This is a genomic window from Streptomyces sp. ML-6 (assembly GCF_030116705.1).
In the GTDB taxonomy this organism is placed as follows: Bacteria; Actinomycetota; Actinomycetes; order Streptomycetales; family Streptomycetaceae; genus Streptomyces.
In genome coordinates this window covers 256234-275068 of record NZ_JAOTIK010000002.1, presented here as the reverse complement: position 1 = coordinate 275068, position 18835 = coordinate 256234, and the positions used below count along the sequence as shown (strand labels likewise).

At 69.9% G+C, this 18835-nt stretch carries 15 protein-coding genes; 8 read left to right on the top strand and 7 right to left on the bottom strand.

Annotated elements, in window-relative coordinates; genetic code table 11:
• Positions 1-700 precede the first annotated feature (700 nt).
• Together OCT49_RS35115 and OCT49_RS35110 are read left to right on the top strand one after the other, a co-directional pair.
• Positions 701-1249: a hypothetical protein gene (locus OCT49_RS35115; protein WP_283856206.1), complete on the top strand. Its 549-nt coding sequence runs from the start codon at positions 701-703 to the stop codon at positions 1247-1249.
• Positions 1250-1266: 17 nt separating this feature from the next.
• Complete coding sequence (locus OCT49_RS35110; RefSeq protein ID WP_283856205.1) at positions 1267-1779, top strand: hypothetical protein; 513 nt, start codon at positions 1267-1269, stop codon at positions 1777-1779.
• Positions 1780-2390: 611 nt separating this feature from the next.
• On the opposite strand, the gene OCT49_RS35105 is transcribed toward OCT49_RS35110, so the two are convergent.
• The 3 genes from OCT49_RS35105 to OCT49_RS35095 all read right to left on the bottom strand — a co-directional run bounded on the left by OCT49_RS35105 (position 2391) and on the right by OCT49_RS35095 (position 5690).
• Positions 2391-3536, bottom strand: a complete 1146-nt coding sequence (locus OCT49_RS35105) for a CU044_5270 family protein (protein WP_283856204.1) — start codon at positions 3534-3536, stop codon at positions 2391-2393.
• The gene (locus OCT49_RS35100) at positions 3533-4096 is read right to left on the bottom strand and encodes an RNA polymerase sigma factor (RefSeq protein WP_283856203.1); all 564 of its coding nucleotides are present in this window, start codon (positions 4094-4096) and stop codon (positions 3533-3535) included. The genes OCT49_RS35105 and OCT49_RS35100 overlap by 4 nt, the downstream gene beginning before the upstream one ends.
• Before the next feature lie 733 nt (positions 4097-4829).
• Complete coding sequence (locus OCT49_RS35095) at positions 4830-5690, bottom strand: alpha/beta fold hydrolase (protein ID WP_283856757.1); 861 nt, start codon at positions 5688-5690, stop codon at positions 4830-4832.
• Between the two features lie 636 nt (positions 5691-6326).
• On the opposite strand from OCT49_RS35095, the gene OCT49_RS35090 reads away from it, so the two are divergent.
• The 4 genes from OCT49_RS35090 to OCT49_RS35075 all read left to right on the top strand — a co-directional run bounded on the left by OCT49_RS35090 (position 6327) and on the right by OCT49_RS35075 (position 10769).
• Complete coding sequence (locus OCT49_RS35090; protein WP_283856202.1) at positions 6327-6995, top strand: macro domain-containing protein; 669 nt, start codon at positions 6327-6329, stop codon at positions 6993-6995.
• 151 nt (positions 6996-7146) lie between these two features.
• Positions 7147-8814 (top strand): ADP-ribosyltransferase domain-containing protein, encoded by a 1668-nt coding sequence (locus tag OCT49_RS35085; protein WP_283856201.1) that lies wholly within the window; start codon positions 7147-7149, stop codon positions 8812-8814.
• 746 nt (positions 8815-9560) lie between these two features.
• The gene (locus OCT49_RS35080) at positions 9561-10511 is read left to right on the top strand and encodes an SDR family NAD(P)-dependent oxidoreductase (RefSeq protein ID WP_283856200.1); all 951 of its coding nucleotides are present in this window, start codon (positions 9561-9563) and stop codon (positions 10509-10511) included.
• A 48-nt stretch (positions 10512-10559) separates the two neighbouring features.
• A complete protein-coding gene (locus OCT49_RS35075; RefSeq protein WP_283856199.1) occupies positions 10560-10769 on the top strand; it encodes a hypothetical protein in 210 nt (69 codons plus the stop codon).
• Positions 10770-10821: 52 nt separating this feature from the next.
• On the opposite strand, the gene OCT49_RS35070 is transcribed toward OCT49_RS35075, so the two are convergent.
• The 4 genes from OCT49_RS35070 to OCT49_RS35055 all read right to left on the bottom strand — a co-directional run bounded on the left by OCT49_RS35070 (position 10822) and on the right by OCT49_RS35055 (position 16728).
• Entirely contained in the window at positions 10822-13353 is a 2532-nt protein-coding gene (locus tag OCT49_RS35070) for an FtsX-like permease family protein (protein ID WP_283856198.1), read from the bottom strand.
• A 3-nt stretch (positions 13354-13356) separates the two neighbouring features.
• On the bottom strand, positions 13357-14127 hold the full coding sequence (locus tag OCT49_RS35065; RefSeq protein ID WP_283856197.1) for an ABC transporter ATP-binding protein: 771 nt from the start codon (positions 14125-14127) through the stop codon (positions 13357-13359).
• A 488-nt stretch (positions 14128-14615) separates the two neighbouring features.
• Positions 14616-15905, bottom strand: coding sequence for a serine/threonine-protein kinase (locus OCT49_RS39940; protein ID WP_349632837.1), 1290 nt, complete (start codon positions 15903-15905; stop codon positions 14616-14618).
• Positions 15906-16488: 583 nt separating this feature from the next.
• Positions 16489-16728, bottom strand: a complete 240-nt coding sequence (locus tag OCT49_RS35055; RefSeq protein WP_283856196.1) for a hypothetical protein — start codon at positions 16726-16728, stop codon at positions 16489-16491.
• Between the two features lie 174 nt (positions 16729-16902).
• Between OCT49_RS35055 and OCT49_RS35050 the strand changes: the two genes are divergently transcribed.
• Both OCT49_RS35050 and OCT49_RS35045 read left to right on the top strand, forming a co-directional pair.
• Complete coding sequence (locus OCT49_RS35050; RefSeq protein ID WP_502963504.1) at positions 16903-18180, top strand: sensor histidine kinase; 1278 nt, start codon at positions 16903-16905, stop codon at positions 18178-18180.
• A complete protein-coding gene (locus tag OCT49_RS35045) occupies positions 18168-18827 on the top strand; it encodes a response regulator transcription factor (protein ID WP_283856195.1) in 660 nt (219 codons plus the stop codon). Before OCT49_RS35050 ends, OCT49_RS35045 begins: the two co-directional genes overlap by 13 nt.
• Positions 18828-18835 lie beyond the last annotated feature (8 nt).

The window sequence follows — 18835 nt, the reverse complement described above, 5'->3', positions numbered from 1 at the left end:
GGCGGGTGCTTGCGTCCTGGCCCGGTGGGCACGCTTCTCGGCGAGGGCGCCGCAGGTCTTCGAGGGCGCCCCAGGTCTTCATCGAGCATCGGCGGCGGGCGCCCGCGCGGGAGCGCCCCCGCCGAACACATCACTCCGGCCGTGGATACCGTACGGGCGGGGCACGGCGGTGAACGGGCCCGGCCACTGCCGCACGCGGCCCTGACCGTCGGCGCCCTCAACGAGTCCGAGGGGGCTCGCCCGCTTCTCCAGCCATGGACCGTGCACGTACGGCAATGGGCTCAAGCCGGACGTCACGGTTCCCCCGTCGAGGGATGACCGTCCGCGTGGAAAATCTGGCCGTGTCTCGGAACGACCCCGTCGCCCGACGAGCGTGCGTTTCCGAACCGAACCCGATCACGACAGACCCCTGGCAGTTGCCGCACCGGCTCATGCGAGACACAGTGGGAAGGAGGAGCACCTACAAGATGCGAGTGCGCCCGTGTCGTGCCGATTCACGCCTGGGCGCGAGGTCGGACACGGTGGCCCGGCGAGGGCATTACTGGTGGAACGACCGGGTAATCACTCGTGACCCCCGGTAGTCGCGAGTGATTGCCCATCGCGCGAGTGATTGCCCATCGGCGGATTACGCCGGAAATGGTGAGGGGCGGGGCATCTCCGGCAATTCTTCGTTGCTCGGCAATCGGCGGGCGGAGGAGCCATGTCGACCGGAACCCTCATAGCAATCATTGTTGCGGCAGTGGTCGTCCTGCTGCTGTGCGCACTCGTGGCACGGCAGATCGCGCGCAGACGTCATCTGAAGAAACAGTTCGGCCCGGAGTACGAGCGACTCGTGGAGGAGAAACAGAGCCGCACGGCCGCAGAACACGAACTCCGCGAACGCGAACAGCGCCATGACGCTCTGGAGATCAAGCCGCTCTCGGCGGCTGATCGAGAGAAGTACGCCCAGGGCTGGAACCAGGCACAGGAGCGGTTCGTCGACCACCCCGACGACGCAGTCCACGAAGCCGACCGGCTCGTGGCCGCGCTGATGAGTGAACGCGGCTATCCGACCAAGGAGTTCGAGCAGCAGGCCAGCGACCTGTCCGTCGAGCACGGCCGTACTCTGCAGAACTACCGCATGGCCCACGAGGTCAGCGACCGCAGCAGCCGCCACCAGGCGACCACGGAAGAACTACGGGGCGCGATGGTCCACTACCGGGCTCTGTTCGACGAACTGCTCCACAACGGCGGGCGGCCGCGCGAGTAACGGATGGAGGAAGAACAATGGCGACGGGACCTCGAGATCCCCTCCGGGCCGACACGGGCAAACTGTCCACCGACGATCTACGCGGTGGGGGCGCCTCGGCTGCGCAGGCCCGTGAGGCTCCGACCGAAGTTCCACCCACCTTCCCGGGCGAAGCCACGAGGGATGACCCCGGCAGCCTTCCGGGCGGGGAGGAGGAAACACAACACGCACCGGCCTCCACCCCCGAGCCCGAAGCGGCGACCGCCGACGAGGGGGACGACGGGAATGAGCCCCTTCTCGGAGAGGAGCAGGAAGCGTTCCGAGGGCGGTGGCAGCGGATCCAGGGTAACTTCGTCGATGACCCCCGGGAAGCGGTCAGCGCTGCCGACACCCTGGTCGCGGAAGTGATACAGGCACTCGCCCGGACCTTCTCCGATCACAAGCAGGGACTCGAAGGCCAGTGGCAGCGGGGCGAGGAAGTGCCCACCGAGGAACTGCGTGTCGCTCTGCAGCGTTACAGGTCGTTCTTCAACCGGTTGCTGAACATGTGAGCGGACTGCGTGTCCCCAGCCGGGCTCTTGGATGACGCGCTCATCGGAAGACCCACCCGCGACTCCGCCGACAGCAACAGTTCGAGCAGCTTTGTGATCACCCTGAACTGCTTGCCGACCTACGCCCGCGTGTTTTTCCCGGGCGGCCGGGAGAGGTCCCGTATCAGGACCTTCCGACCGCTCGAAGCGGTGGGCGGCCAGGGCCGTCAGGGCCGAACTCCGGGCCGGTGCGGGCAGCCGCACCGTCGAAACCATCGACCGGGCCTGCGCGTTGAAGTGGTCCCGGAGCGATCGGGGGTGCCGCACCGGCATTTCTGTTCGGTGCGGCACCATCACGACCGGAGCCGGAAGGAACCCGGGAACGAAACGGTCGGAACCACTCGTCACGCGCCGGTGGTTCGCAGTGCCCGAAGACCACCTTGCCCGGATCCGCCCCGCCACCGGCGACCGGACGGAGCCGGGCACCGGCCACCACCAGGCGCGGCACGGCGACGTCGAACGCGGCGAACAGGTCGGTTTGAAGGCGCCCGTCAGACGCGGCTTGAGCCGACCCGGCCTCAGCGGGCTGGTTCACCGGATCAACCTCAGCGGGCCGGTTCGGCGGATCAGCCTCAGCGGGCCGGTTCGGCGTCCGGCTCCTCGTCCGGAGGGGTCATCGGGCCCGGGTCCTCGGTGTCGGTGTCGAACGGCGGTGCCTCCTTGGTCCACTTCATCGAGGTGATCGTCGTGTATCCCTGCAACTCGCCCCTGCTCGTGCCCTTGCCGTCCCGGGTGGTGGCCGTTTCGGTGCCGAGGGGCATGCCGGTGAACTTGTCGAAGATCAGGCGGATTTCGACGGGCCCGTGGGGGCTGGGGAGGGCGACGGCGTAGCCGGGGCGGCCGGTGTGGTCCTTGACGTCGCCGAGGGAGCGCACGCCGGGTTCGGCGGCGAGGAGGCGGTAGGCGGCGGCGCGCAGGGCCGGGGTGGACGGGAGGGTCGTGGCGAGTTGGACGGCTGTGTCGACGACGATCCGGTCGAGGATGTTCTCGGGGGCGTTGTAGTCCTTGTCGACCAGGGCGAAAAGGCGCTTTCGGAGGGCTTTTTCGTCGGTGGGGAGCGTGGCCAGGACACGGAGGGGGAGATCGCCCATCGAGACGGTGTCCGCGATTCCGCCGGGGGCGTCGTGCTGGATCTCGCCCTTGCCGGCGTAGGTGAAGGTCTCACCCTTCAGGTTCCACGAGGTGGGGGAACCGTCCGCCTTCCACACCGCCTCGTCGGCCTTCGTGGCCGGGCGGGCCCCCAGGTCCACGAGCTGCGACCACTGCTTGTTCTTGGCGGCGGCCGTCCAGTACCGCTGCTCGGTGCGGACGGCGACGGTGTAGTTCTTGCCGGGGATCTCGCGGAGAGAAGCGAGGTGTTCCTCCACGTACCAGTACGTGCCGGAGCCGACTGGCTGCTGCTCGACGTGGGAAGCGGCGGCGAGAAGGACCCGGCTGCCGGAGCCCGGCGTTGCGGAGGGCGCAGGCCCTGTCTTCTCCGGTGCGGTGTCGGCGATCACCACAGCCACCACTGCCGTCGCCGCGGCCAGGGCGAGACCGGGGAGGAGAGGGCGGCCCGCCCGCCGCGGCCGGGCGGTGGCGCGGGCCGTGCGCGTCGCCCGCGGGCGGGCCGTGACCGTGGTGAGCTCCTCTTCCCGAACCGGCGACGGGGTGGGGCGGTCGGGATCGAGGTGGGCGGGGCGGGCGGCTGCCAGGCGGTGCAGGATGTCGTTCGTCACCGGGCTTCCTTTCCTAGGGTGATCCGGGCTCGGGTGGACACATGCCGCACGGCTGCGGCCTCCTCCACGGGCGGGCAGGCGGAAGCGGCCTGGGTGAGCCGCTTGCGCGCCCGGTGCAGACGGACCCGCAGGGCGATGGGCGAGCAGCCGACCACCACGGCCGCCTGCGCGGGGGTCAGACCCTGCCATGCGGAGAGGATCAGCAGTTCCCGATCGTCCTCCGGCAGCGTGGCCAGCGCTTTGAGCAGCGCGCTTCGCTCGGATACCTCCTCGGCGATGTCCCCCTCGGCGGCTTCCGCCCAGGAGCACAGTTCGGCGGTGAACGAAGCGCGCCTGGCCTCCGCCCGGATGCTGTCCCGCAGGATGTTGCGGGCGACTCTGAGCAGCCATGGCAGCGGCGGTTCGGGGACGTCGTCCAGCTTGCGCCAGGCCACGATGAACGTCTCGTTCACCACTTCGTCGGCGACCTGCCGTCCCGCACGGCTGACCACGTAGGCCCACACGCGTTGCCGACAGCCGTCATAGATGGCGGTGAAACGATCCGCGTCATAGTCGGGCACTGCCGCACCTCCTGTCCTTTCCGGTGTGTCCTGTCGTCAGGTAGTGGGCCGAGCGGGGTGATCGTTACAGCGCCATGCCGGAAAACATGTCCGAGAGACGAGGCGTACGTCACATCAGGGTCCGCAGCCACGTCCGATGCCCTCACCGGGACAAGGGCCCTCGGCCGCCCGGTCGGCAGCGGCACCACCGGCACCATCGGCTCCTCACAACCTGGTCGACGCCGAGGGCGACGCCGCCGTCCTGCCGACCATCGAGACCGGGTTCTGTTCGAGGGAAAGGCCTGGGCGAGTGACCGACTGGAGCGGCAGTGCCGACCGAGAACCTGGGCATGGCTGCCCACTGAGCAGCAGGAGCGGTTGCCGGGCTTGGCATGCAGCCGGCTGAGGCCTCCCGGGGCGATCGCAGATCGGCCCACCTCCTGGAACGAGCTCTCCGACGGCCGGTAAACACTCCTCACCCGCCTCCCGGGCCGAATCCCACCTCCAGCGGCAGGAGTTGCCAGACCGTGTCGTGGTGGAGGACACCGAGGATGCCCTGCAGAAACAGCCGGTCCGACACCGGCCGCGGTCCCGGCGACCGCTCCGGCCACGGAGGCAGCGACGGCTCGTTCAGGACCCCCGACTCATCGTCCACGATCCGCGGTCGAGTACCCACACCTTCACGAACGGTCGAATCATCATCACACCGGCCACGGCCCACCAGGACGTTCCGGCGTGATCGTGTCACGAGCTCTTATGCGCCCACCGCACCTTGCACGAATCGCCGAAGGTGCGCACGCACGGTGTCAGGCTGCTCCAGCCAAGGCTCGTGCCCAGCACCCTCGATCAGTGTCAGCGGAAGATCGAGCCGGAGCGCAAGTGACTCGAGAGCCGATACGGGACGGGGATCGTCGACCCCACCGAGTAGCTCCGTTCGCGCGGGCAGGCACGCGCGCAGCTCGGTCAGATGCTCATCGAGCGGGTCCGCGCGCCTTTCCTTGCCGAGCTCACCATTCATGGTCCAGTTGACGGGGCGGCGCCGCCGGGCGCCCTGCGCGGCCCAGTGCCAACCGCGTTCGGGATCGGCGTGGTCGGTGAACCAGGCCAGTGTGAGCAGCTCGACTTCCTGTTCCTCCGTGCGGTCCGGCAACTCCTCCAAAGCGCGAAGTCGTTCCTGCTGTGCTGCGGACATACGGCGATCGCACTCCGCCTGGTATCCGGAGCGCCAATCACCGACGAACGGCCCGCACATCAGCAGCATCGCGGCAACCCGGTCACGGTGCGCCAGGCAGAACCTGCTCGCCAGATCGGTGCCATAGGAATGCCCGATCAGCACGGCCCTGGGCACCTCCCATGCGTCGAGCAGCTCGGCGAGATCGTCGACATGCCGAGCGAGGGAATGGTGCCCCTGCCATGGCGACCGGCCCGTGCCACGCTGGTCGTACCGGTACACGGGCGCGAGGTCCGCGACCATGGCGGCGACATCGCCCAGGTAGTCCGGCAGACCCGGACCACCATGGAGCATGACTACAGGCGGCTGCCCGGTGGTGTCTCCCAGCGCTGTCCAGCGCACCTGCGCCTCATCCGTCATCGACACGAGGCCCTGCGTCTTCATCGAGGTCACCGCGGAGAACCTACCGGTCTCACCGGGGCTCCGCCAAAGGATGAACAACAAGGTGAATAGCTGTTCCTGATCCTCGGCGTCTTCGGGCGGTGTTGGTGTGCGATGTCGTGACGCGGTGAGGTGAAGCCGGAGCCATGAGCGTCAGCAGCGGGCGTCCGGTGAGTGCCGAGCAGGTCTGTGCGGTGTCGGTCGCGTCGGCGGCTGGGCCGGTGGCGGATCCGGAACTGAGATCGGAGGGGCACGTGACGAGCCCTGCCGGGCAAAGCCGTCATCCCACGCCGACACCTCCACCCGCGCGATGGCCGAGGGAGAGGTACCACCCGGAGCAGAGAGCGGGGGGCGTCGGGCCTGGACAGTCCGGCCGCGAAGCGCCGTATGCAAAACCGTGCGGCGCGGGGTGGGCATGCGGAACCGGCGCGGCGTGAACTCGAACCTCGAGTCCGCCCCATGGACCGTCGGCCTCGCCAGGAGGAAGGTAGTGGCGCAACCGGAGGTGCGGGGCTATCGGCCCGACCGGACCCCCTCGACCCCGTCTCTCCTGTCCGAACAACCCTGTCGAACGGCGTTGTCAGTGGTGCGCGGTAGCTTCGGGGTTGTTCGAGATCACGGGGCGAGAGGGATGAATTCGTGGGTATCAGGCATGCGTTGAGCGTCGTCCTGGTCGACGTCAACGACGGGGTGGTGAGGGCCTGGCGGTCCGCGTTCGCGGATACGCCGGAGGTCGAGATCAGGCGGGGTTCTCTGCTCGATGTGGATGCCGACGCCTGGGTCTCTCCCACCAACGAGCGCGGCCGGATGGACGGTGGGGTCGACGCCGTCGTCAAGCGGTACCTCGGTGCGGGCATCCAGGTGCGGGTGCAGCGGGCGATCCGCGACCGGTTCGGCGGACGGCTGCCGGTGGGCAGCGCGGTGTGCGTGCCGTCCGGGGCGGACATACCCCGGTACCTGATCTCGACGCCCACCATGCGCCAGTCGTCGCAGAACATCAGCGACACGATGAACGTGGCCCTGGCCTGCGCGGCCGCTTTCCAGGCGGTGCATCTGCAGAACCGGGCGAAGCCGGGCAGCATCCGGTCGGTGGCCCTCGTCGGGATGGGCGCGCAGACCGGGCAGGTGCCCGCGAAGGTGTGCGCCAACTTGATGTGGACGGGCTATACCCTCTTCCACGACCACGGTTTCACGGACTACGACGAGTTGCGGACCGCCGTGCTGGGGCAGCTCGACGACATCGAGGGAGCGGGGTCCGTGCGGCGGGTCCGGATCAACGTGCCGCAGCGGCCTTCCTTTCGTCACTGACCCGAAGACCTTGCAGGCCTCGCAAACCTCACAGACCTCGCAGGCCGGTTCCGCCCAGGGCGCGGACACCGGCGACGGCCCTGCCGCATTTGTTCAGCATGCCGGGGTGCCCGAGGAGGCGTCCGGTTCGAGTATGGGGAGTTCCACCCTCGTGAGTGATGTCGACGTGACGGCCGCGGGCGATGCCGGTTCCCCGACCGGGGATCCGCTGGGACTGGCCGACCTGTTCACCGGTGGCGGCGAGCCGTGGCTGCCGCTGCTCAAACCGGTGATCGAAGCGCAGCCGGGAGCCGCCGACTTCATCGGCCCGAAGCGCAGCCCGGAGGTCGTTCCGGTGCGCGAGCTGACGTTCCAGGCGTTGAAGCCGCATCCGCCGGAGAAGTGGAAGGTGGTCGCCTTCGGGCAGAACCCCTATCCGCGGGCGGAGAGCGCGACGGGCATCGCGATGTTCGACAACACCTTCAACGACTGGAAGGACAGTCAGTTCGGCCGGGTCGTGAGCATCCGCTGCCTCATCAAGGCGGCTGCGATGTGGAAGTACGGCATCGTCAAGAAGACCCCGATCGCCGAGGTCCGCGCCCTGCTGAAGAAACAGGACACGGTTCAGCCGCCCGAGTGGTTCCAGGCGATGCTCACCCAGGGCGTGCTGCTGCTGAACGCGTCCCTCACGGCGAGCGCGGACGGGGCGATGGCCACCGATCGGCACACGTCGTTCTGGCGCCCCGTGGCCGAGCAGATCGTCGAGGAGATCCTCCGGGCGAAGCAGGACGCGGTGGAGGAGGACGACCGGGGGGTGGTGTTCGCCTGGTGGGGCGCGCACGCCCGGAGTCTGAAGAGGGTCGTCCAGCGGCTGGAGAAGAAGTACCCAGGAGTGGAGGTCCGTCACCTGGACCACGCCAATCCTGCCGCGCAGGGGGATCTTTTCTGCGAGGGCGACCACTTCGCCCAGGTGAACGACGCCCTGGCGGCGGTGGGGGCCGAGCCGGTCGACTGGCTGCCGCAGAAGGGCTGGGACCAGGGGCCGGGCGGGGCCGACGGGCCGGAGGACGGTGGTGTCGCGCAGCGGATGGGGGCGTTCATCGCGTCCACGATGGAGTTGCACCAGCTGTATCTGGAGCGACTCACCAGCGTCAAGGACGAGGGTCTCGTCCTGCCGCCCGTCACCGGGGTGTTCGACACGCCGCTGATGGACTTCCGGAAGGCCGTCGAGCCGGTCTCGCAGGTGCTCGGAAACCTGGACCGGCACATCGATCTGTCGAGCCGTTTCGGGGAGACGAAGGCCGCCGCGGAGGCGACGTCCGCGGGCGCGCCGTCCGGGGACCTCGTGAGTGCTTTGTCGGCCGATGCGATTTCGGCTCTCTACCTGTACACGTGCGAGTCGGGCTTCTACCGCGAGCTCAACGCCGTGCTGCGCTCGTCGGACCGCGAGCGCGTGGTGCCGTACCTGCCGTACCTGCGGTTGCTGTTCTCGGCGATGGAGGCGCTGCCGGTGCAGACGCGGCCGCTGTGGCGTGGGGTGGCGCTGGACCTGCGGTCCCAGTACCCGCTGGGGCGGACGGTGACGTGGTGGGGCGTGTCGTCGTGCACGTCCGAACTGGGTGTGGCCCGCGCGTTCCTCGGCGGGCGCGGCCGGCGGACGCTGTTCGAGGTGACACCCGCGCGGGCGGTGGGGATCCGGCGATTCTCCGCATTCACGGGTGAGGAGGAGTACATTCTCGCGCCGGGGACGCAGCTGAAGGTGACAGGGGTGAAGGCCGAGCGCGGGGGGCTGTGCACCGTGCAGCTGACCGAGCTGGAGGGGGCCGGCCTGGTGTCGTGACGCCCCAAGGACGGACCGGCCCGGTGTCGTGACGTCTCAGGGGCGGTCCGGTCCGGTGTCGTGATGCCCCAAGGGCGGGCATACGAGCGTCCCATGACGGGTCGGCCGTGCCGTGGAAGGGACTGGAAGCACGACGACAGTCGTGCAGCCCGCACCCGGACACCGTCGGTATCGCCCACGGACTCGGCAACCCCGACCCGTACATCGGCACCCCGGCCGAAGAGGCTGGGGTGCCGTCTGCGAAAACGCCTGATGACCGACCGCGCCGGTGGACATGTCGAGCTGTGCGCTTCTGCTTCTGATCCGGCTCAGGCTCCAGCTCCGGCTTCTGCTTCTGCTTCCGCGGAGCGGTCCTCCCGGAGCATGGCATCGATCCGGCCGTTCTCGTCACGCGGACATGGAACTCGTGCTGCCCCTGGGTGAGGGGCCGGGAGGCGAGCTGCTCGACCAGGCAGTCATTGTGCGAGCGCAGGCCCCTGCAACACAGCTCTCCGACCCCCTCCACGTGGATCGTCTTTCCTCCTGATCTCCATCAAGGAATCTGCCGTATGGGTCCGGTAGTTGAGGTGGCCCGCTTTTTGCGGGATGGGGGTGGGGCGTGGGCAGGATGTCGGCGGGGTGTCGCCTGTCCGGCAGGGCTGTCGACGATCTGTGGGTGAGGTGTCGGCAGCCATTGGGACCGTGGGGGTCGAGTTGCCCGACCGAGCAGCCGCAGCCGCCTTTCACAGCGAAGGAGCCCCGTCCTCATGTCACCCGTGTCCTCCACCCTGTTGTGGGACGTCCATCGGCTGCCGCGTGCCGATGGCCGTGTCTTCCTGGTCACCGGCGGCAACGCCGGCATCGGGTACTTCGTCGCGGAGCAGTTGTCGGCGACCGGGGCCACTGTCGTGCTCGGCAGCCGGAACCCCGCCAAGGCCGGGGCCGCCACGGCCTCGATCCGTGCACGGGTCCCCGGGGCGCGGGTGCGGGCCGTGCGTCTGGACCTCGCCGATCTCTCGTCGCTCGAAACAGTGGTGGAATCACTGGAGGTGGAACGCCTCGACGCAGTGGTTCACAATGCCGGCGTCGCGCTCGACGAACCACCCCGCAGGCGGACCGGCGACGGACACGAGCTCATGTTCGGCACGAACCACCTCGGGCACTTCGCGTTGACCCGGTGGCTGATGCCGCTGCTGTCGGCCGCGCCCGCGGCCCGGGTTGTGACCATGGGCAGCTTCGCGGCGAAGTCCGAGCGGCTGGATCTGGACGACCTGCAGTCCCGGAAGGACTACCGGCCCAAGCGTACCTACGGCCGCTCCAAGCTGGCGCAGATGTGCTTCGGCGTCGAACTCGACCGCCGCCTGCACGCTGTCGGCAGCACGGTGGCGAGCGTGGTGGTTCATCCCGGTGGCGCGCTGGACTCCCTTACCCCGTCCCGGCCGCCGGTCCATGTGCGGACCGTCGGCGCACGGCTGAGCGCGGCACCCGCGGCTCTCTTCGTTCAGGGCAAGCACGCCGGTGCATGGCCCGCAGTCCGGGCCGTGCTCGACCCGGCCGTGCGCGGAGGCCAGTTGTGGGGGCCACGCGTCTTCCGTCTGCGTGGCGAGCCCCGACGCGAACCTGTGTGGAACCACCTTGCCGACAGCTCTGTCGCGGCCCGATTGTGGGACGCAAGCTGTGATCTGACCGGCGTCGACCCCGGCACCGTCCTCAGGTAGCCCAGGACACGCGCGTCGGCAGAAGAGGGTGCTGGAGAGCGGGCTGGTTTGATTTCCCTTCAGCTTCACCGCGCCCTCGCCGACCAGTTGCAGGACGTCGTGGCGACGAACGTCCTGGTGTGGCTGCCGATCGGCACGTGCCCGTTTTTCAACCTCGGCCTCGACCTCAACCTCGGCGTCGGACGTGTCACCGTCTCTACAGCCCGTCAGGCCGCCCACCGTGAAGCCGCCCACCACGGTCGCCCCAGCGATCCGTGACGGCGGCCGACGGTGGGCGGCGCACCCGACTGATGCGGAACGGTGCGCGGCGCTATTCGCGGATGCCCATTCCCTCGACCGGCGGGGTGCGGAGGAGCCGCCCGACCGGGATGACCGTGGAGACCAGCGCGAGCGCGGCCGTGCCGCCGATGATGGCAACCAGGCCCAGCGCCGGAACGTACGGGACGGGCTGCCCCGCGACGGCGTTGACGATCGAGGACAGCGTGACCGCCGCGACCGCGACGCCGATCGTGAGCGCCACGCCCAGCAGAGCGGCCTGCTCCGCGCTCGCCATCCGCTTCACCTGGCGGCGGGTCACCCCGACCAGACGCAGCAGCGACAGCTCCCGGCCCCGGGCCAGCGCGGCCATGATGAGCGTGTTGGCGGCCGCGAGCACCGCGTACCCGACCAGCACGGCGACCAGCAGCCGATTGAGCCAGGAGCTGATCGCCAGGTCCTCGGCCGGCTCACCGGTGAACTGGTCGGTGCCGGTCACGGTGCTCCCCGGGTACGCGCCCGCGAGCTTCGTCAGGGCCGGCCCCACGTCGGCGCCCGGCGTACTGCGGATCAGCACGTGGTCGTCCAGGCCGGTCGCGGTGTGTCCGGCGAGCGTTTCGTCGGTCAGTGTGACGTCGCCGAACCCGAAGCCCCGGCCGTAGACGGCGACGACCTTCAGGGCGACCGGTGTGCCGTCCCCGAGCCAAAGCTTGGCCGTGCTGCCGACCTTCCAGCCCGAAGTGTCCGCCTGGGACGAGGAGACCGCCACCGTGTCGCGGCCCCGCAGGCCGTCCAGGTTCCCGGACGTCACCTTCAGGTCCATGGTCCTGCTCGCGTCCTGGGGATCGATGCCTTGCGCGACCACCGCCATCGCCTCGTCCATGAAGGGCACGAGCACCGAGGTACGACGGACCCCGGTCGCGGCGAGCACCCCGGGGATCTGCCGGGCCCGCGTGGTCGCCTCGGCGGGCAGGCCCGCGCCGCCGACCAGCGCGTGCTGGGCGATCGTGCCCTCCTTGCTCTGGATCACAGTCTGGCGTTCCAGGTTGTCCTGCAGGAACCAGATGGTGCCGCCGAACCCCACGGAGAGCACCAGCGCCGTCAGGACGGCGACCATGCCGCGCGCGTTCGCCCGCAGGTTCGCGGCGGCCAAGTACCCGCTGTCGCCGAACACCGTCCGCAGAACCGGGGCGAGCGCCACGGCGGCGGCCCGGTTGATCCACGGGGCGAGCAGCGCGACAGCCAGAACGAACGTGCACAGCATGCCCACCGCGGAGCCCATGGCGGCCTGGCCGCCGGTGCTGCCGGCGAGGGCGATCAGCGCGAACGCGACGCCGAGGAGCGCCACGCCGGATATGATCCGGACCTTGCCGCCCGGCGTCGGCTCCACGGCGGCCTCGCCGAGCGCCTCGGTGGGACGGATGCGGGTGGTACGCCGGGCGGCGATCCAGCCGGAAAGCAACGCGACAGTGGTTACCGCAGCGGCCACCGCCGGAGCGGCCAGGACCCCGCCGTTCATGGTGAACGTCTCCGGGACGAACCCGCGCGTCACCAGCTCGGTCCTGAGCCGGAGCCCGGCGAGCAGGCCGAGCGGGACACCCACCACCGCTGCGAGCAGGCTGAGCATGCCCACCTCGCCGAGGATCAGCATCCGCACCTGGCCGGGGGTCGCCGCGACCGCCCGCAACAGGGCGAAGTCGCGGCGGCGGTGCCGCACCGACAGACCGACCGTCGCGGCGACCACGAAACCGGTGATCAGCGCGGCGTAGCCGCCGAACGCGCTGCCGGCCTCCACGGTGAAGCTCCTGGCGGCCGCCGCCTCGGGCTGTTCGGCCAGCCCCCGCTCGTCACCCGTGTAAACCTTCGTCCCGGTGCCGCCCGCGATGCGCTTCACCGTAGCGGTGACGGCCGCCCGGTCGGCGCCCTTCGCGGGAAGCACACCGATCGCGTCGACAAGACCGGGACGGGGATGGAGCCGGGCCGCCTGTACGTCGGTGAAGAACACAACCGCCTGCGGCCCGTGCGCGCCGGACGTCCCGACGACGCCGCTCACCCGGACCTGCCGAACGGCACCGCCGACGAGCAGCGTCGTGGTGCTGCCGGGACGCAGCTTCCCCGCCGTTGCGAGCCGCCGGTCCACGGCGACCTCGTCCTCGCCCCGCGGCGCGGTGCCGGACACCACCTCGTAGGGGGTGAGCGCCGTGCTTCCCCAGCCGTGGCCCGTGACCGGCATCTTCGGCGCGGCCACCGCCGCGACGGCGATCGTCCGGTCTCCCACCGCCCGAGCCACGCCAGGGACCGCGGCGACCTTGTCGACCAGTGACTCCGGGACGCCACCGCGCTCGGGCAGCGTCACCGTGCTGGTCTCGCGCTCACCGAACCGTTCCGGCCCCTGCACCGTGAGCTCGTGCTTGGCGACGACGGCGAATGCCGCGCCGTACCGCCCCGTCTCCCCGTTGTACCGCAGTCCCGACTCCACGAGCACCCCGCACACCGTAAGGATCACGACCCCGGTGGCGAGCGCGATGAACGTCGCGATGAAAGTGCCCTTGCGGTACCGCAGCATCTGTGCGGCGAGTCCGAGCACCGCTCAGCCCTCCCGGCTCGCGACGGGCTGCTGCTGACGGCGGTCGAGCGTCGCCGGCTGTTCGGCGATCCGCTGGACGCCCGGCTGCGGCATGTCCCGCATGATCCGGCCGTCGGCCAGCACCATGACGCGGTTGGCGTACGACGCGGCGACCGGGGCGTGGGTCACCATGACCACTGTCTGCCCGGCCCGGTCGACCATCGACCGCAACAGAGCCAGCACCTCGGCGGCTGTCTGCGTGTCGAGTGCCCCGGTCGGCTCGTCGCAGAAGATCACCTCGGGTCGGGTGACCAGCGCCCGGGCGATCGCCACCCGCTGCTGCTGGCCGCCGGACAGTTCCGCCGGGCGGTGCCCGAGCCGGTGGCCCAGCCCGACCCGTTCGATCACCTCCGCGAGCCACGCCGGGTCCGGGCGCCTGCCGGACAGCCGGGAAGGCAGCAGGATGTTCTGTTCCACGGTGAGCGCGCCGACCAGGTTGAACGCCTGAAAGACGAAGCCGATCCGGTCACGGCGCAGCTCGGTCAGCCGCTTCTCCGACATCGACGACAGATCGGTGGTGCCGATCATGACACGACCCGAGGTGGGCCGGTCCAGTCCGGCCGCGCAGTGCAACAGGGTGCTCTTCCCGGAACCGGACGGTCCCATCACCGCCGTCATCGTCCCGCGGAGGAACCGGACATCCACCTCGGCCAGCGCCGTGACGGGTTGATCACCTCCATAGGTCTTGCTGACCCGCTCAAGGCGGACGGCGTCGGTGGGCAAGGGCACTGACATGGGCGGGCACCTTCCAGGAACCTGAGTGCAACAGCCTTCGACGGTAGGAAGAGCGCCCCGTCCCAACAATGCAGCCAGTTGCCCAGGTGAAGTAGTGCAGGCACCACCGAACGCCTCTCTTCTCGACACCGACCGTGATCAGCGCCCCACACAACGGGTGTCGGTGGTCAACCTCGGCAAGGACACGAACGCCCGAGAGGAGCGCACGGTGGCCCCGGCGGCCGACGTCACCGGCGTGCGACTCCGCAACGGTCCGAGGCACCTTCTCCACGAACACGACTGCTGCTTCGATCTTTTGATGAGGTGTCATGGCCGTACGGAGACGGCGGGCGACGGCGCGCCTCAGGACCACGGCCCGCGACAGGGCGTCGCACCGACTGAGTCTCCGCCGTGCCGCACTCGGCCGAGCGGAAGCCTCTCGTGACGTGTTCCCGCTGGCGCAGCACGCACCGCCACGACCGCCGAGATCCATCAGACCCAACGAAGTACTACTGGTCCTTCAGGACCCCCAACCCGGTCAGCAGCCCGGTGACGATCACGAGAAGCACCAGTGCTGCTGCCGCAGCCGTTGCCACCCGGCGGTGCCGACCGTCGAACAGGCGGTGCAGGCAGCCGATCAGGCGGTGCAGGCTGCCATCGGACGGAGTCATGCCGGCCCGTTCGGAGCCGTCGCTTTCCCCGGCCACCGCGGGAACTGCAACGGGGCCGCCGCTCCTGCCCGAGTGCCGGGCCGATGGCTGTGGGACGAACCGGGCGGGTGCTGCCTGCTGCGCGAAATACATCCGTGGATCGAGCGCGTTCGGTTCGTACGCCTGCGGTGGCTCAGGTTCGTACGCCTGCGGTGCCTCCGGGGCGGTCGGCTCGCACGACGGCTGCGCCGATGATACGGACCCGGCCGGTGCCGTCGAATCCTCGGCCGCCGTGACCGGGCGCCACCAACCCTCGCCGCGGGCCAGTGTCATGCCCTTCGCCGCCGCGACCCTGTGGCATTCTTCGATGATTTCGGAGGGCACGGGCCGCTTCCCCGGTTCCTTGGCCAGACAGCGCGCGATCAGGGGACGCAGCGGCTCGGGACACGCGGCCAGGTCCGGCTGCCGGGTCACGATCCGGTACAGCAGGGCGTGCCCGTCGCCCTCGCCGAACGCATGCCCACCGGTTGACGCGAAATATGCGATGAGACCGAGCGCGAAGATGTCGAGTGCCGATGTCGCGGGTTTGCCCTCCGCCTGTTCCGGCGACATGTACGCGGGTGTGCCCAGGCGCACGTCGGTGCCGGTCAGCGCCGTCGCCTCGGCGGACCGTGCAATGCCGAAGTCGATGACACGGGGGCCATCCGCAGCGAGCAGCACGTTCGACGGTTTCAGATCGCGGTGCACCACGTCGGCCGCGTGAATGGACTGGAGCGCCTCGGCCACACCCGCGGTCAGCAGCAGTACGGTCCGCAACGGCAGCGGCCCGTGCGTGAGCACGGCGTCCGCCAGCGAAGGGCCGGGGACGTACGCGCTGGCCATCCACGGCTGCTGCCCGTCGACGCTGCTGTCGAGCACTGCGGCGGTGTACGCCCCCTGCACCCGGTGTGCCGCCTGCACCTCGCGGGCGAAACGCCGCAGGAATTCGGGGTCCTGCGCGAACTCACGCCGAATCACCTTCAGGGCAACGGGCTGCCCGCCTCGGGTGTGGGACAGATAGACGCTGCCCATCCCTCCTTCGCCGAGCTTTCCACGCAGCGTGTAACCCGAGATCTCGGCCGGATCCCCCGGCCCCAAAGGCTCGAACATGGTGATGTTCCTGCCCGCCCTCTCTCTTTCTCGTACTCAAGTCCGTTGGCCGGGCGGGTGGTTCCACGATGTGCGGCGAGCATCCCCGAACGGCGGTCCCGGCCGTGAACGGTTGTCGGCCTCATTCGGAAGGCGGCGGGTGCAGCCTGCTGCACCCCGGCCCGGGGTGTGCGCGGCAATGATCCGTGCTCCCGCAACTGGTGTTCCGAGCAGGCCAGTCGATGCAAACCGGAAGAGGCGTTCTGCTTCGGCTCCTGGGCGTCCTGCCCGGCTCCCCGATCAGCGGTCCGCTGCGGGGTGTGTGGCGTCTGCCGTTGTTCCTGGTGGAACGGGGCGGCCGACCGAAGGTGTCCTGGTGGCAGCGGGCGGAATTCGTCGCTGCCGCCATCGCCTTCAGGTCCGTGGCGACCCGGGTGTGCAACTGCACCGGCGAGAGCCTGCCGTTGACCCTACGTGTTGCACGTCGGCGTCAACAACTACTTCTCGGTCGCCGCGCGGATGGCTTCGCGGCAACGGACGGTTTCGCAACGGCGGCCGGCTTCGCAACGGCTGAAGACTTCGCAGTGGCTGAAGACGGCAGAGCTCATCGACGGCTCCGCAGACGGCGCACGGCCAGCACGGTGACGCACACCGCGGTGACCCCGCCGAAAGCCAGCTGTGCCCCGCTGCCCACCGCACCGTACGAAACCACCATGTTGCCGATCACACTGATGACCAGGGCCATCCGGAGCAGGACGCCGACCACGTCCGCAGGGCTGATCCCGGCCTGCGCCCCGCCCCGGCTGTCGGCCGGGATGAGACGGTAGGGGTCCGTGTGCGCCACGGGAACTCCTTCCAGAAGTCTGCGGTGCCACCGACACTACGGACCGGTCCCTTCCGGGCCCATCCCTCGTACCGCCGAATCGGTGGTACAGCAGGCTGTACCACCGAAGCCCGCCATGTCGGCCCAGGCATAGGGTGGTTGGCGCATCCGGAAAGCGAGGCGGGGAGGAGCGGGGTGACCATTCAGCAGGACTTCAGGGCCGCCGACCGGGCCGGGGCCGGTGCGACGAGCTTCGTCAAGGAGGTCGTCGGTGCCGCCTCCGCCGCGCTGGGACAGCTCGTGAGCGGCTTCGGTACCGCCCTGCTCGCGCTGGTAGTCCTCGGCCGGCTCGTCCTGACGGCCGCGGCCTGCCTGGTGGGCGTCGGCCTGCTCGCCGCGCCGGCCGGGCTGCGCGCCCTGCACGCGCTGGCCGGTCAGGAGCGCGACCGGCTCAACCACCACGGTGCCGAGGTCGTCGCCCCGGACCCGCCGCCCACCCAACTGCGCCTCGCCCTCGCCGATGCCACCACCCACCGCGAGGCCGGCTGGCTGGTGACGCACGCCACGCTCGGCCTGTTCCTCGGCCTGCTGGGCATTGTGCTGCCGATCGCTGCTGTCCGCGACACCGCCTTCCCGCTGCTGTGGCCGTTCGCGCCTGCGGATGCCACCAGCACCGCCTTGGGGTTCGGAACCGCGGAATCCTGGCTGGACGCCGCCGCAGTGTGCCTGCTCGGTGTGGGCTGGATCGCCATCATCCTCGGTCTGGGCCCCAGCCTGGCCCGGCTTCAGGCCTGGCCCGGTGCGCGTCTCCTGACGGCCGGACCGGACACCGATCTCTCCCTGCGCATCATCGAGTTGACCGCGACCCGGGCCGCCGCGCTGGACGCCCACGCGGCCGAACTGCGCCGTATCGAACGTTCCCTCCATGACGGTACCCAGAACCGCATCGTCACCGTCACCGTGCTGCTCGGCGCCGCCCGCCGTATGGTGGCCCGCGACCCGGCCGGCGCCGACGAACTGCTCGAACGCGCCCAGTCCGCCGCCGAACAGGCGCTGGCCGAATTGCGGACCGTCGCCCGCGGCATCCTGCCGCCCGTGCTCGCCGACCGCGGCCTGGCCGACGCGCTCTCCGGGCTGGCCGCACACTGCGCGGTGCCCTGCCGGACCGACGCCCTTCTGCCGGAGCGGTGCGCCTCCTCCGTCGAGGCGACCGCCTACTTCGTGACGGCCGAAGCCCTCACCAACATCGCCAAGCACAGCGGCGCCACCCAGGCCACCGTCACCGTCCGAAGCCGGGGCGGCCGGCTCCTGTTGCGCATCGAGGACGACGGCCGGGGCGGCGCCGACGAGAAGGGCGGCTCCGGCCTCACCGGCATCCGCCGCCGCGTCGCGGCCCATGACGGAACTCTTCGTCTGACCAGTCCGCTCGGCGGACCGACAACCCTTGAGGTGAATCTTCCATGCGGATCGTGATAGCGGAGGACGACCCGTTGCTGCGCGAGGGCCTCGCTCTCCTGCTGCGCGCGGAGTCGTTCGACGTGGTGGCCAAGGCCGGAACGGCCGACGAGGCGCTGGGCGCCATCGACACGCACCGGCCCGATGTCGCCATCCTCGACGTGCGAATGCCGCCCACCCACACGGACGAAGGCATCCGCACCGCCATCGAGGCCCGGCGCCGGCACCCCGGTCTCGCCGTCCTCGTCCTCTCCGCATACGTCGAGCAGACTTTCGCCACCGAACTGCTCACCGGCGGCATCAGCGGCATCGGCTACCTCCTCAAGGAACGTGTCGGACGGGTCGAAGAGTTCCTCGACGCACTGCGACGGGTCGTGGCCGGCGGTATCGCCGTCGACCCCGAAGTCGTCGCGCAGCTGTTCACACGCTCACACCAAAACACCCGGCTGGAACGCCTCAGCCCACGTGAGCGTGACGTACTCGCGCTGATGGCTGAGGGGTTGGGCAACAGCGCCATCGCCGAACGGCTCGTCGTCACCGACGGCGCCATCCACAAACACATCCGCAGCATCTTCGCCAAGCTCGACCTCGTGCCCACCCAACAGGTCGACCGGCGCGTCGCCGCCGTACTCCACTACCTCGAGGACACTCGCCGCCGGGCCTGACACCAGCC

Excerpts from the sequence above, each read along its gene's own strand:
- OCT49_RS35115 (WP_283856206.1), top strand. The coding sequence starts at position 701 with ATGTCGACCGGAACCCTCATAGCAATCATTGTTGCGGCAGTGGTCGTC.
- OCT49_RS35110 (WP_283856205.1), top strand. The coding sequence starts at position 1,267 with ATGGCGACGGGACCTCGAGATCCCCTCCGGGCCGACACGGGCAAACTG.
- OCT49_RS35095 (WP_283856757.1), bottom strand. The coding sequence starts at position 5,690 with ATGAAGACGCAGGGCCTCGTGTCGATGACGGATGAGGCGCAGGTGCGC.
- OCT49_RS35080 (WP_283856200.1), top strand. The coding sequence starts at position 9,561 with ATGTCACCCGTGTCCTCCACCCTGTTGTGGGACGTCCATCGGCTGCCG.
- OCT49_RS35065 (WP_283856197.1), bottom strand. The coding sequence starts at position 14,127 with ATGTCAGTGCCCTTGCCCACCGACGCCGTCCGCCTTGAGCGGGTCAGC.
- OCT49_RS39940 (WP_349632837.1), bottom strand. The coding sequence starts at position 15,905 with ATGTTCGAGCCTTTGGGGCCGGGGGATCCGGCCGAGATCTCGGGTTAC.
- OCT49_RS35045 (WP_283856195.1), top strand. The coding sequence starts at position 18,168 with ATGCGGATCGTGATAGCGGAGGACGACCCGTTGCTGCGCGAGGGCCTC.